The 12,569-nt window shown below is 61.8% G+C and carries 13 protein-coding genes; 8 read left to right on the forward strand and 5 right to left on the reverse strand.

The window, feature by feature from the left end:
* Positions 1-3: 3 nt before the first annotated feature.
* A complete protein-coding gene (locus ABD928_RS04140; RefSeq protein ID WP_187714545.1) occupies positions 4-261 on the reverse strand; it encodes an XrtV sorting system accessory protein in 258 nt (85 codons plus the stop codon).
* A 90-nt stretch (positions 262-351) separates the two neighbouring features.
* Here ABD928_RS04140 and ABD928_RS04145 point away from each other — a divergent pair, with 90 nt between their 5' ends.
* Entirely contained in the window at positions 352-1,182 is an 831-nt protein-coding gene (locus tag ABD928_RS04145; RefSeq protein ID WP_187714546.1) for a SurA N-terminal domain-containing protein, read from the forward strand.
* Positions 1,183-1,188: 6 nt separating this feature from the next.
* On the opposite strand, the gene ABD928_RS04150 is transcribed toward ABD928_RS04145, so the two are convergent.
* The 4 genes from ABD928_RS04150 to ABD928_RS04165 all read right to left on the reverse strand — a co-directional run bounded on the left by ABD928_RS04150 (position 1,189) and on the right by ABD928_RS04165 (position 5,342).
* Positions 1,189-1,908 carry a CpsD/CapB family tyrosine-protein kinase gene (locus tag ABD928_RS04150; protein WP_223276301.1) on the reverse strand — a complete coding sequence of 240 codons (720 nt, stop codon included), beginning with the start codon at positions 1,906-1,908 and terminating at the stop codon, positions 1,189-1,191.
* A 112-nt stretch (positions 1,909-2,020) separates the two neighbouring features.
* Positions 2,021-3,448: a lipopolysaccharide biosynthesis protein gene (locus tag ABD928_RS04155; RefSeq protein WP_345166372.1), complete on the reverse strand. Its 1,428-nt coding sequence runs from the start codon at positions 3,446-3,448 to the stop codon at positions 2,021-2,023.
* Entirely contained in the window at positions 3,448-4,692 is a 1,245-nt protein-coding gene (locus ABD928_RS04160; protein ID WP_345166375.1) for a hypothetical protein, read from the reverse strand. The genes ABD928_RS04155 and ABD928_RS04160 overlap by 1 nt, the downstream gene beginning before the upstream one ends.
* A 35-nt stretch (positions 4,693-4,727) precedes the next feature.
* Positions 4,728-5,342: a polysaccharide biosynthesis/export family protein gene (locus ABD928_RS04165; protein WP_345166378.1), complete on the reverse strand. Its 615-nt coding sequence runs from the start codon at positions 5,340-5,342 to the stop codon at positions 4,728-4,730.
* 105 nt (positions 5,343-5,447) lie between these two features.
* Here ABD928_RS04165 and ABD928_RS04170 point away from each other — a divergent pair, with 105 nt between their 5' ends.
* From ABD928_RS04170 to ABD928_RS04200, 7 genes are all read left to right on the forward strand, one after another.
* Positions 5,448-6,884 carry a tetratricopeptide repeat protein gene (locus ABD928_RS04170; protein ID WP_187714551.1) on the forward strand — a complete coding sequence of 479 codons (1,437 nt, stop codon included), beginning with the start codon at positions 5,448-5,450 and terminating at the stop codon, positions 6,882-6,884.
* Positions 6,884-8,365, forward strand: coding sequence for an exopolysaccharide biosynthesis polyprenyl glycosylphosphotransferase (locus ABD928_RS04175; RefSeq protein ID WP_345166381.1), 1,482 nt, complete (start codon positions 6,884-6,886; stop codon positions 8,363-8,365). The genes ABD928_RS04170 and ABD928_RS04175 overlap by 1 nt, the downstream gene beginning before the upstream one ends.
* The gene (locus ABD928_RS04180; RefSeq protein ID WP_345166384.1) at positions 8,355-9,107 is read left to right on the forward strand and encodes a WecB/TagA/CpsF family glycosyltransferase; all 753 of its coding nucleotides are present in this window, start codon (positions 8,355-8,357) and stop codon (positions 9,105-9,107) included. Before ABD928_RS04175 ends, ABD928_RS04180 begins: the two co-directional genes overlap by 11 nt.
* On the forward strand, positions 9,104-10,198 hold the full coding sequence (locus ABD928_RS04185; protein ID WP_345166387.1) for a cell wall hydrolase: 1,095 nt from the start codon (positions 9,104-9,106) through the stop codon (positions 10,196-10,198). Before ABD928_RS04180 ends, ABD928_RS04185 begins: the two co-directional genes overlap by 4 nt.
* The gene (locus ABD928_RS04190) at positions 10,195-10,893 is read left to right on the forward strand and encodes a hypothetical protein (RefSeq protein WP_345166390.1); all 699 of its coding nucleotides are present in this window, start codon (positions 10,195-10,197) and stop codon (positions 10,891-10,893) included. Before ABD928_RS04185 ends, ABD928_RS04190 begins: the two co-directional genes overlap by 4 nt.
* A gap of 126 nt (positions 10,894-11,019) precedes the next feature.
* A complete protein-coding gene (locus ABD928_RS04195) occupies positions 11,020-12,267 on the forward strand; it encodes a DUF1996 domain-containing protein (protein ID WP_345166393.1) in 1,248 nt (415 codons plus the stop codon).
* Complete coding sequence (locus tag ABD928_RS04200; RefSeq protein ID WP_345166396.1) at positions 12,267-12,545, forward strand: hypothetical protein; 279 nt, start codon at positions 12,267-12,269, stop codon at positions 12,543-12,545. Before ABD928_RS04195 ends, ABD928_RS04200 begins: the two co-directional genes overlap by 1 nt.
* Positions 12,546-12,569: the final 24 nt, after the last annotated feature.

Genomic DNA, 12,569 nt, shown 5'->3' on the forward strand with positions numbered 1-12,569 from the left:
ACCTCAGCGTTTCGGCCAGGACTTCAATGGCTTCAAGTAATAGAAGATGAAGCCCAGCGTCGCCAGGATCAGCGGGATGGCGATGAAGTGCATGCCCTTGTTGCCGATATAATTGGCAACCGCGCAGCCCAGCCCCGCGCCCAGGTATAGCCAGATGGAGTCATTCTCATCCTGCACTTGGTCGGAGGTCGAGCGCTGCATGAACAAAACAACCAGGCCGGCAAAGATTCCGACCGTGATCCAGTCATACGGTGTTTCCAAAACCCTCTCCCGCCGATGTCCTGTGGCATGGTCGAATCCGCCATGCTATGGCCGTTCGCAAGATGTATTTCAAATGCTTGGGGGTCCAGCGTGCGTTCTAAAATAGTACTCGCCGTCAGCCTGGCTTTGCTGGCGTCGGCCTGCAACAAGAAGGCCGAAGGTCAGACCGTCGCCGTCGTAAACGGCGAGGAGATTACCGCGACCGAGCTGAACGCCGAACTTGGCGCCGCGAAGCTCCCGGATGGCGTCGACAAGGATCAGGCTCGCACACGCGTTCTCCAAGCCATGGTCGACCGCCGCCTGCTCGCACAGCAGGCGAAGGCCGATGGCATCGACAAGTCGCCGGAATTCCTGAACCGGCAGCGAAAGATGACCGAAGAACTGCTGATCAACATGTTCGCGTCACGACAGACCGATTCAGCTCAGCTGCCAACCGCGGCCGATATCGAGAAGTACCAGGCGAGCCATCCCTGGGTCTTCGCCAATCGCGAGCTGTGGAGCCTTGATCAGGTGCGGTTCGCCATGCCGACCGACAGCGCGCTTCGGAAGCAGCTAGCCGATGCCAAGACGCTTGATGAAGTCCTTGCCGTCCTGACCAAGGCCGGCATCCAGTTCACTCGTCAGAAGAACCGGCTGGACACCGCGGTCATCCCGCAGAACATTTACGGCCAGCTGACCACGATCGGCACCGAGCCATTCATCATCCCGGTCGGTGATCAGGCAGTTGCGAGCGTTATCATCGGCCGCGAGCCGGCGCCACTGACGGGCGACAAGGCGAAGTCCGTGGCAGTCTCTTCCATGCGCCGCGACAAGACGAACACGACGGTCCAGGACCGCCTGAAGGCTGCGCGTGATTCTGCAAAAATCGAATATAAGGAAGGCTTTGCGCCGCCGGCCACGACGCCCGCGGCGAAGAAGTAAGCTTACCTAGTCTACTTTCGCCGTCGGGTCCGCTTGGGCGTATCCGGCGGCGTAATAGTCATCGACGCCGTAGCCCTCGCTGACGACGCCACCACGATACTTGTTCAAAACCACACCGGCGAGGCGCGACTGGCCGAGGTGGCTGATCGCGTCATGAACTTCACGGGTCTTCGTCTTACCCTCTTCCGCAACGACGATGTAGGCGTCGAGGCGAGCCATGACAGTCGCGGCGTCGTCGTTCGCAAATACGGGCGGCAGGTCGACAATAAACAAGTTCTTGTCATCCGACACGCGCATTGAACGAAGCAGGACCTGGGCCCGCTCGCCGGCAAGCAATTCGGCTGAATGAATCCGCCCCGCCGCCGTCGGCATGATCAGCAGCCGCTCGTTTTCGAGACGATACGCAACGGGCGTATCCGCGCCTGGCGATCCTTCGAGGAAGTCGCGGATGCCGGACTGCGGCGCGAGGTCGAAGATATTGCTCAAAGAGCCCCGGCGAAGGTCGAGATCGACGGCGTAGGTCGAATAGCGCGGATCCCGGCTCAATGCGGCGGCCACATTCGCGGATATGAATGATTTGCCCACATTCGGCGTCGCGGAAACGACACCGAAGAGACGCCAGCCATTCTTGGCCTTCATATCGAGCAGGCGGGAGCGGATCAGGTTGAAGCTCCGCGACCGGCCATCCATGCTGTCGAAGCCAAAGATCCCGCGATCCTTTGCCATCGCCGAATCCCAAGGGACTTCGACGGCGTTCCGGCTGTCGGGAAGCGGCGCCACCGAAAGAGACGTTCCAGACTCAACCAAGGGTGATGCTCCAGACGTCTGGTGAATAGGGTTATGCAAGGCCAGCCTCACGCTTCCTCAAAAATCCGAAGCGCTTCTTAGCAGGCTTATTCTGAAGAATTGGTACCACGCCGAGCACCGGATAACCCATGCCCTGCAGCTGCGCCGGGCTTCGCATCGGACGGTTCAGGAGCTCGACCAGTAGCGCGAGCACAAAGCCCAGGCCCAGGCCCGCTGCGGCACCGGCCGCGATGACCAACGGCCGGTTCGGCCAATGCGGCTGATCCGGCAGGTTCGGTGGCTCAACGAGCGAGAGTCGCTCAGCGCGCTGTTCGTTGGCGAGACGAGCGCTGCCCTGCGCCTTCATGAGATTGGCCGCAACGTTCCGATACTGCTCGCGAAGGCCGCTGGCCTGGTTCTCGAGCTGCATCGCGCGTTCCATGATCGCAGGCGCACGCGCCTGGCCGGCCATGGCAGAGTTTACGCGCTCGATCTGGGCATCCTTCAGGACACGAAGCTGGGCAATTTGAGCGTTGTTGGCCCGGATTTCCTCCTGAACGGCGGACGTCGCCGTGGCGCCGCCGCTCTGGGCTGCCTGGCGCAGAATGGCGACACGCTCGCGAGCTTGAACGACATCAGGGTGATTATCGCTAAGCGTTGCGCGCAGCGCTGCTAGCTGCGCCTCCGCCTGACCCAAGGACGAGTCCGAACCGGTTCCGCGCGTCTGAGCCAGCAGGCGGCGATTTTCTGCCTCGAGCGTAGCGATCTGCGCTGAATAGCTGCCCGTATCTGCGTACGGAACCGCAGATCCGGCAAGGACCGCACCATTGCTCGACTTCAGGGCAGTGATCTGGTTCTCGATCGCGCTGATCTGCGTCTGCAGCTTTCCGGCCTGATCGGACAGGAAGCGAACTGTGAGGTTCGCCTGATCCTCAACCTCGTCGCTATCCATCCGAAGGAACTGCGTAACGTAGGACTGCATGACCGTCTGTGCCTTGCCCGGCTCCGGATAATCGAAGCTCATGCTGACGGCGATCGTCGTGTCCTTGCTAGTGCCGCCCTGCCCGATGTCGCCGGCAAGTGCGCCGATCAAGGTCGCCTTCCGCATCTTGTCGACGATGTAGGACATCGGCTTGGATCGGCGCTCGGACGAATAAAGGTCGTTCGCCTCGATCAGGCTGATCAGGTCCCCGCGGCTTAATACCTGCTCACGAATACGAGCGATACGCTGCTCGATCTGGCCATTGCCGGGATCGTCCACGATCGCGGTCGGCAGCTTCTGCGATTCCACCAGGAGAGTTGCCGAGGAGCGGTAGAGCGTGGGCAGAAGGAATGCCGTGAGCAGAGCCGCCGAAAAGATCGCCACGAAAGGGATGATGACGTACCAACGGCGCTGCCACAGGATCGTCGGCATGTGGTTGATGAGCCAGGCCCCACCACCCCCGCCGCCTTCGACGCGTTCGACAGTTGCAGCTTCCATTAGAGATCACCCAGTCGATAGCGGACGAACAAGGACCCGCTGAAATCGACGTCGGGGTCCGGCCCCGTCTGCGCAAGCTTGCGAACGCTAAGATCCACGCCGCCGGAAAGGCGGTTGCCGATCTTGCGGCTGTAGCTGCCCGCGAGGTTGAAATAGTTGCTCTTCAGATCGGTCAGGATTCTGAAGTCCGACGAGTAATGGATGTAGTTCGCCGCAAGCTGGACAGACTGCTTGTCGTCCAGAATCTTGAACCAGTTCACTCCAATCGAATTGGTCGTGACGAGCGAGTTCTGCGACTGGCTCTCCATATAGCGAGCGACCCGGCCGCAGAAGCGTTCTGTCGGACTGGTGTGGCAGACCGAGCCGTCGAACGACAGGTTCGTCGAATGCCCGTTGCCGGTGAGACGATCGAAACTCGAGAAGGACACGCCGAGCGAGCCATTCGCATCCCAGCTCTCGCTGAGAAGCAAGCGGGCCGTCACCGCCGCGTTGACGATCGTCGCACTGTCGCTGGACCGATTATAGTTCGTGTGATGTGCGCCGACGCTGACGCCGATGCTCGTCCGCTGCGACAATTGATGGCTGTATGCGGCGGTCCCGAAGACGGTGGTGTAATCGTCGAGCAGCTTGTCCGTGTAGAACAGGTGCTGCGCGCCGCCCGACACGGTGACGCTGCTCCGCAAGCTGGTACGGATCGACGCGCCGGCCTGACCGTACAGCTGGTATTGCCGTCCGGTGAAAGAGAAGAGCGTCGGGTCCTGGACCGGAATCGGCGTCGGCGGCAGGCTTGGATCGGGAACGATGATCTGGCCGGGCGTATAAAGGAAGCGGTTTCCGAGCTGGCCTGAAAGGTCGCCGCTGAAACCGAGCGACCCGAACGCGGTGACCGTCTCGCTCAGCTTCTGCTGGGTGTCCCCGGTGACCTGGAAAATGCTCTTCACACCATAATCGTTGAAGTATGTCGTGCCCTCGACGAAGCCGGTGATTGACGTACGTCCGCGGTCGTTGCCCCAACTGTGGACACCGCGAGCTGATGCGCGTCCGAAAGCAGACCCATTCGAGCCGTTGAACTCGAAAAAGGGATTGGTCGAGTAACCAACGCCCGCCGTCAGATCCAGGTACGTGAGATTGGTACGATTTGGCGCGGTCGGCGCATTGAACCCCGACGCCGTCGTCGACGACGAGTCCGTCGGCGCAGTCTCCTGAGCCGCAGCGGGTGAAACGTAAAAGGCGGCCGCCCCCATTGTGGCCGCAAGGCATCGCGCGCGGAAAGAAGTCATCACGGCACCACCATCGTATCGCCGCTCTGGATGAACGGAATATCTGACTCCGTCAGGCCGGTCGCATCGCCCTTCAGCACATTGTTCAGACGAACGCGGATGGTCTGGACCTGCTGTCCGGACTTACGGAGAATTTGAACATTCGCCATCGAGGCGAACTCGGTCGGCCCGCCCGCGAGGCTGATTGCCTCAAGCGCATTGACGTACCGGCCGGGCGTATAGGTGCCCGGCGAGCGGACCTTGCCAATGACGGAAAACTGATAGCCGCCGGGGTTCTTGACGCTGACCGTTACCTGCGGAACGGCGCCCCGGTACTGCGGCTGCAGCGCAGCAGTGATGATTCGCTCGAGATCAGACGGAAGCTGACCGGCGGCAACAACTTGTCCGACCAGCGGGAAGGCGAACGTCCCGTCCGGAAGTACACGGACTACGCGCTGCAGGCGCTCGTCGCCCCACACCATGATCTCGATATCGTCGCCAGGATTGATGCGATACGCCGGCCCCGCGCTGGTCTGCGCGGGCACGGCCGGCCGCCGGACTTGGGCGGCTGCGGCTTGGATGAACATGGACTGGAGGAGAACCCCGCAAATCAATGCGATTAACGATTTACGCACTCAGCAAGACTCCTTCAGACAGTCCGCGCGCACTATGCGGGTTCGCCCCGCCGTTCAGCATGCTAGGTTACAAAACGATAACTCGCAGAGTAGTATATACAAATTATGAAGGTCCGAAGCCCGTTTTTTGCGGCTTGTTGCATTGCCGCCACGGCGCTTTCCCTCTCTCTGGGAGCCTGTACTTCGCGCGATGAGGCCGCGCGGCAGGGCTATGCTGAGTATCAGGCGGCCTTTGCCGCAGGCGACCTTGAAGCCGCTCGCAAGGCGCTGCTCAAGGTTGTCCAGGCGAAAGACGACGAGGCGACATATTGGGAAGCACTCGGCAAAGTTCAGATCCAGCTGGGAGCGTTCGGCGAGGCCTACGACGCCTTCACGCGCGCTTACGAGCTTGATCGGAACAACGCCGACACGCTGGCGAACCTGACGCAGATATCCCTGCTGAGTGGCGATATCGACAAGTCGGAGGACTTCGCCCGGCAACTCGAAGTCGTCGATCCCAACCAGCCCGTCATCAAGCTCGCCTACGGCTATGCCGCCATCAAGCGGCTGGACCTCGACGATGCTGAAAAGAACGTCGACGCACTGATGGAAATCATGCCCTACGAGACGGGCGTGAAGCTGCTCAAGGCTCGCGTTCTCGTCGGCCGGGGCAAATCAGATGAGGCGGAGGCGCTCCTCAAGGAGCAGATTCGCATGCGGCCGAACGACTTTGCGGCGACAAAGGGACTGATGGCCCTCGCAGAGCGGCAGGAAGATTGGCCGGATGTAGCGGCCGCAGCGACGAAGGCGGCCAATCTCAAGCCCGAGGAAACGGCGATCCGCCTAAAGGCCATCGACGCAGCGCTCCGGTACAAGGATTATCCGCAGGCCCGGCGAGCCGCGCAGCCGATGCTCACGCCGAATGCGCCGGGAGATCAGGTCGGAGACGTTCTGTCGCTTTGGAAGGACCGTTGGAACAGCCCGGAGGCGGTCGCAGCCGCACGCGAGTTGAGCAAGACCGCAGGTCCGCAGCAGCAGCTGGCCTACGCGACCTACTTCAACGAGGTCGGGAAGCCCGAATATGCGATGGAATTGATTGGTTCGCAGCCGATACTTCCGATTACCATCACCAATTCGGGAACGAATGCCATCATCGCGGAGTCTCTTGCCCAGACGGGACGGGCGGCGGAAGCAAAGAAACTTTTCGATACGATCCTGCTGAAGGAGCCGGATCATGTTTACGCGCTTCGCGCCCGGATTAACCTTGAAATAAGGGCAGGTATGGCAAAGGCCGCGATCAACGATGCCCAGCGGCTTGTAAGCGTGTTGCCGAAATCGGCTCGTGATCGCCTTTTGCTGGCGAAGGCTTATGCTGCTGCGGGAGACGACCGGCAGTTGGACAGGACGCTTTGGGATGCCTTTCACGAAATCCGTGGAGATCGTAGCATTTACGAAGCATTGCGTGCGCACATCGCCCGATCGGAAGGGCCGGATGCCGCGCAGGACGTTGACGAAGAATATCGTCATCAGCTCGACGCGGAGCTCATTGAAGAGTTCTTCTGATGCCTGACGACGCGGCCCTGTCGCAGGGCAATTCCGAGAGCGCTGGAGCACGTCCGGCCGGCGACCGCCGGCCGCGCGTCCGCTTCACCTCGAACATCGTCGGACCAATCTTCCTGCTGGCCGACTTCATCTGCCTTGCGATCAGCGTCCCGATCGCGCTCGTTTCGTACAGCTTCCTGGTTGGCGTGCCGGTCAATTACCCGGTTCACATCTTCGCGCTGGCCGTTTTGATCGCGGCCTTCCTGCTGATCCGTTCGAGCCGCCGCGCCTATCGCCGCACGCTCGTCGACCTGATGCACGAGGAAGGCGATGCACTGGTCGATGCGACCGTCGCAAGCCTGCTTGCCTCGGCCCTCGTCTGGCAGTTCGGACTGATCGAGATTTATTCCAGGGGCGTCAGCCTCCTGTATTTGTTGTCATTGCTGGTCTGCCTGGCGATCTCCCGCCCGCTGATCCGCATCTTCCTGACGCGAATGGCTTCCAGCGGCGCGATCGAACAACGGATCGCTTTCTACGGTGCCGATCCCCAGTCGGTGGCGATGATCCGCCGCCTGCTGACCGCCCTCGACTTGCCGCACCTGCGTTTCGTTGGCGTTGCGGACGACCGCCCGAAAATCGAGGCGCTGGACGACCTCAAACTGATCGGCGGTTACGAAGACCTCGCGGAGCTCGCCCGGCGCGGCGAAGTTGACCAGGTGCTGATCAGCGTTCCGAACCTGCCGCCCCAACGTTTGCACGACATCGTTGATGGTCTCAGCGCGGTTTCAGTGGACGTATCGCTGATCCCGCCTGAGGCGATCGAGCTTGCTCCGGATTACCGTGTGCACCTGCTTGGCTCGCTACCCGTGCTCAACCTGTGGCAGCGGCCGTTCCGGGACGTGAACCAGTTCGTGAAGCGCGGCGAGGATTTCCTGCTGGGCGGGATCGCGCTGGTCTTCCTCGCTCCGCTGATGGGAATTGCGGCTCTGCTGATCCGCATGACGAGTCCGGGCCCAATCCTGTTCGTGCAACCACGGGTCGGCTTCAACAACGAAGTCATCGACGTCTACAAATTCAGAACGATGTATGCTGATCAGACTGACCTCGGCGCGCGCGCGACGACGACCAAGGACGATCCGCGGGTAACGCCGGTTGGCAAAATCCTGCGCAAGCTCAGCATCGACGAGTTGCCGCAGCTGTTCAACGTCATCCGTGGCGACATGTCGCTCGTCGGCCCCCGCCCGCACGCGCTCGAGATGCGCGTCGGCGATCGCTACTATCAGGACGCCGTGCGCGGCTACGCCGGACGCCATCGGGTCCGCCCGGGTATTACGGGTCTCGCCCAGGTGAAGGGACTTCGCGGTGAAATCCGAACCGTCGAACGGGCCATGCGCCGGGTTGAGCTGGACAAGGAATACATCGATCGCTGGTCGCTGTGGCTGGACCTCCACATTATGCTCGCGACTGTCCGCGCAGTCTTCTTCGACCGCGATGCCTACTAGCCGTCGGAATTTCCTGGACGTCGATTTCGACGCCGAACCGACCAATCAGATCCTGGCCCGCATAGAGGCGGTCGGTGCCGACAGCCCGTACCAATTCCTAGTCACTCCGAACGTGGACCATCTTGTCCGCCTCCATCGCCGCGCATCGGATGTGCCGGGCCTTGAAAACGCCTACCGCCAGGCGAACTTCTGCGTCTGCGACAGCAAGGTCCTGGCCCGTCTCGCAAAGTGGAAAGGCGTTGACCTGCCTGTCCTGCCGGGAAGCGACCTGACCGAGATTCTTCTGAAGTCGGTCGTCGTTGCCGGCGACAAAATCGCCATCGTCGGGGGCGATCCGGAAACGGCCGACGACCTCCAGTCCAGGTTTCCCCAACTGAAGATCGTTCAGCACCGTCCGCCCATGGGCTTGCTGACGAATGCATCGGCTCGCACGGCGGCGGCGCAGTTTGTCGCTCGGGAGCGGGCGCGGTTCACCTTCATTTGTGTTGGATCGCCCCAGCAGGAACTGATCGCCGCAGAGGTCGCGAGTATGCCCAAAGCGCGGGGCCTGGCGCTCTGCGTCGGCGCGGGTCTCGACTTCGTGACGAACAAACAGAAGCGCGCTCCCCTGATTGCACGGAAGCTTGGCCTGGAATGGGCTCACCGGCTGGCCACCAATCCCCGGCGGCTGTGGCGGCGGTATCTCGTCGAAGGTCCGGCGATCTTTCTCATGGCCTACCGCTGGCAAAAGACAGCGGCATGAAGATCGAAACTCCAACCCAATGGCGGAAGCGGCGGCGCAAGCGGCGTTTTGTCATCGCGGCGCTCGCTTCGCTGGTCCTGCTTGCGGCGGGCATTTCGGCAGCGATCTATCTTGCGCGCCAGAACACCCGTCACGCCATCGCCGGTCGAAGTGCGTCGGCCACGATTGCCATCTCTCCAGCGGTGCAACTGAACCTGCCCCCGCCGGACCTCTTCAAGCCGATCACGCCGGAAGAAGCGCTGAAGGAGAATGCGCAACGGGCATTCACGACCCGGCCCGACACCCCAGCCGGCGCGTTCAAGCTGGACGCGGATCAAGCGACGCGTGACCGGGCACTCGAATGCCTCACCCAGGCCGTCTATTACGAAGCGGCGGGCGAAGGTCTCGACGGGCAGCGCGCGGTCGCCCAGGTCGTGCTCAACCGCATGCGTCACTCGGCCTACCCGCACTCGGTATGCGGCGTGGTCTACCAGGGCGCGGACCGGACCACCGGATGTCAGTTCACGTTCACCTGTGATGGCTCCCTGACCCGCGCACCCGCCCAGTCACTATGGAAGCAGGCCGAGCGCGTCGCGACTGAAGCCTTGGCTGGAAAAGTCTTCGGTCCCGTCGGGCACGCGACCCATTATCACGCGGACTACGTGCTGCCGTATTGGGCGGACTCACTCGATAAGTCGGTGCAGATCGGGCGTCATATTTTCTACCGTCTCAAAGGCGGTCTTGGAGCTGCAAGCGCATTCCGCCAGCGTTACACCGGGGCCGAACCGCTTCCTCCGCCGCCTTCCACTGTCCAGATTCCGCTCGACGGAATTCCGGATCCCCTGAAGCCGTTGATCGAGCCTGCACCGGATGACCCGATCAAGGTGACCAAGGGCGAGCTGGTATCGACCACCGAGCCAAAGTCGGAACTGGTCTCGGACGAGACCCGGGGAACATTGGTCATCGATAGCGGAACGCCGATCATAAAGGCTACGCGACGTGAGGCATCGGACGCATCCAATTGCTCCAAGGGAGCGAGCGGGACACGACTTCGGCCCATGGCCGCCAAGGATGCACGCGCGCAAGGCGGGTCGGACGGATGCAAGCCGTGAGTTTCTTCGACGCTTTCGATGCAGTCCGAATCCTCAACCTTCCGCATCGCGACGATCGGCGGCGCGAGATGCGAGAAGAGTTGGCTCGTGTCGGGCTGGCGGATGATTCGAGAGTTTCATTCTTCAAAGCTTCGGTCGGTCCGGACGCGGGCCGCTTCCTTAACAAGAACGTCCATGGCTGCTTCCTCAGCCATCTCGCCTTGCTCGAAACGGCCGCGAAGGCTGGCGAAAGGGTTCTCGCCCTCGAGGACGATTGCGATTTCAACGCCGCCGCTCGCGACTATGTGCTGCCGGATCGCTGGGACATCTTCTACGGCGGCTACGAGGCGCAGGATCCGTCCGACCTCGCCGATTCGAACATCATTGGGGCGCACTGCATGGGGTACAGCCCGGAAGCCGCGCGCCGCCTGTCGGCCTACTTGCGGTCGATGCTGGAAGACCCGGATTTCGCGCCTGATGCGAAGGCAGCCCTGGAGCCGGACTTCGACCCGGCCATCAAACCCCCTCTCGACGGTGCGATCGTCTGGTTTCGCCGGGCAAATCCGGATCTCGTCACGGTCTTTGCCCAGATTGCGGAGCAGCGACCCTCGCGGTCCGATATCACCAGCGGCCGGCTCGATCGCTTGGCGCCGGGCGTAGCAACGGTCGCGCGCCGTTTGAAAAGGGTGCTGATGACAGCCTTTTCGCGGTCCTGAAACGACCGGTCGAACGTCGCCCAAACGACAGAAACATGGTTTATTGAAACTTAGCTCTGAGCTTACCTGATCTTAAGAGTCTCAGTCCGATTTTGCTCTCCAGATTTTGTCTGGGGAGGCAAAACGGTGAGCAGTGAATTTTCGACCTTCAAGGCCATGGCTATCGGTATTGCAATTGTGGTTGCGGGTGTCGCCGTCGCGCCGAGCGTGACGGGCGGGCAATACGACATGCTTCGCCTTACGAAGCCGCGCAAAGGCAAGTCGACGACCGATACCGGTGGCACGACTACCACGACGCCGACGACGACCACCGGCGGAACGACAACCTCGCCGCCGACATCGACCACGACCAACTCCTTCTACTCGGAGCTGTCGATGGTCCCCAGCAACTTCGACGTGAACTCGGAACTGGTTCCGTCTTGGGGCACGGGAGCAATCCCGCCGTCGGCCAGCCCTGACGTCGTCGGCGCCTTCCGATTCATCTGCAACGCCGGTCAGCTGCTCAAGGACGATCCGATCGTCTACCCCGGACAGCCAGGAAAATCGCACCTCCACCAGTTTTACGGCAACACGGGCGCGAACGCTTACTCGACCTATTCCAGCCTGCGCGCCAGCGGCTCGTCGACCTGCATGTCGCCGCTCAACCGGTCTGCGTACTGGATGCCGGCGATGCTCGACGGCAAGGGCGACGTGATCCGCCCGGATTACCTCGCGATCTACTACAAGCGCCGGCCGATCAGCGATCCGAAGTGCTCGCTGTCGAGCGGCGATCCGCAGGCGGAAGGCAATTGCGTTCCCCTGCCGAACGGCCTGAAGTTCATCTTCGGCTACGACATGATCACCGGCAAGGCGCCCACCGGATCCGTCTACTTCAACTGTGACGGCCCCGGCGCGACACAGGGACACTATCCCTCGATCCCGGCGGCAATGGCGACCTGCCCCGCCGGCGCGAAGATCGGCGCGATCGTCAACGCCCCGTCATGCTGGGACGGCAAGAACCTCGACAGCGCCAACCACCGCGATCACGTGACCTACAAGTCGTACGGCAGCTGGGGCTATGCCAAGTGCCCCGACACCCATCCGTACGTCATTCCGGACTTCACGTTGCAGGCCTGGTTCTCGATCCAGGCGGGCGACGACCTGTCGCAGTGGCAGCTGTCTTCGGACGCGATGCGTCCCGACCTGCCGCACGGCTCGACCTTCCACGCAGACTGGTTCGGCGGGTGGGACAATACCGTGCTCGCGATGTGGACGGATAATTGCATCAACAAGAAGCTGAACTGCTCCGGCGGCGATCTCGGCAACGGCAAGCAGATGAAGATGTTCTCCGGCTTCAGTTGGACTGCGAGCCCGAGGCTGGTACCTGAGTTCTGATGACTCGATCCGCACTCGCCCTCGTGACCGCGATATCCGTCGCGTCACTTGGCGGGTGCGGTTCTCCAGACCCTCAGGGGCAGAAGATCGACAAGGAGGGCGCTGAGCGAAGGGCCCTGGTCGCGGCATCCCATGAACACCCGTCGATGAAGGGCGACCAGGCGGCAACGGGCAAGCCGCTTCCCCCTCTCCCGGGCGTGAATGCCCCAAGCCCCAAGAGCACTTCAACCGACCACAACATGGCGGACCACGAAATGCCCGACCATAATCAGCACTAGCCGCTCGACGGTCCCTGGCTTTAA

The sequence above is a fragment of the Sphingomonas daechungensis genome (assembly GCF_039543105.1).
GTDB lineage: Bacteria > Pseudomonadota > Alphaproteobacteria > Sphingomonadales > Sphingomonadaceae > Sphingomicrobium > Sphingomicrobium daechungense.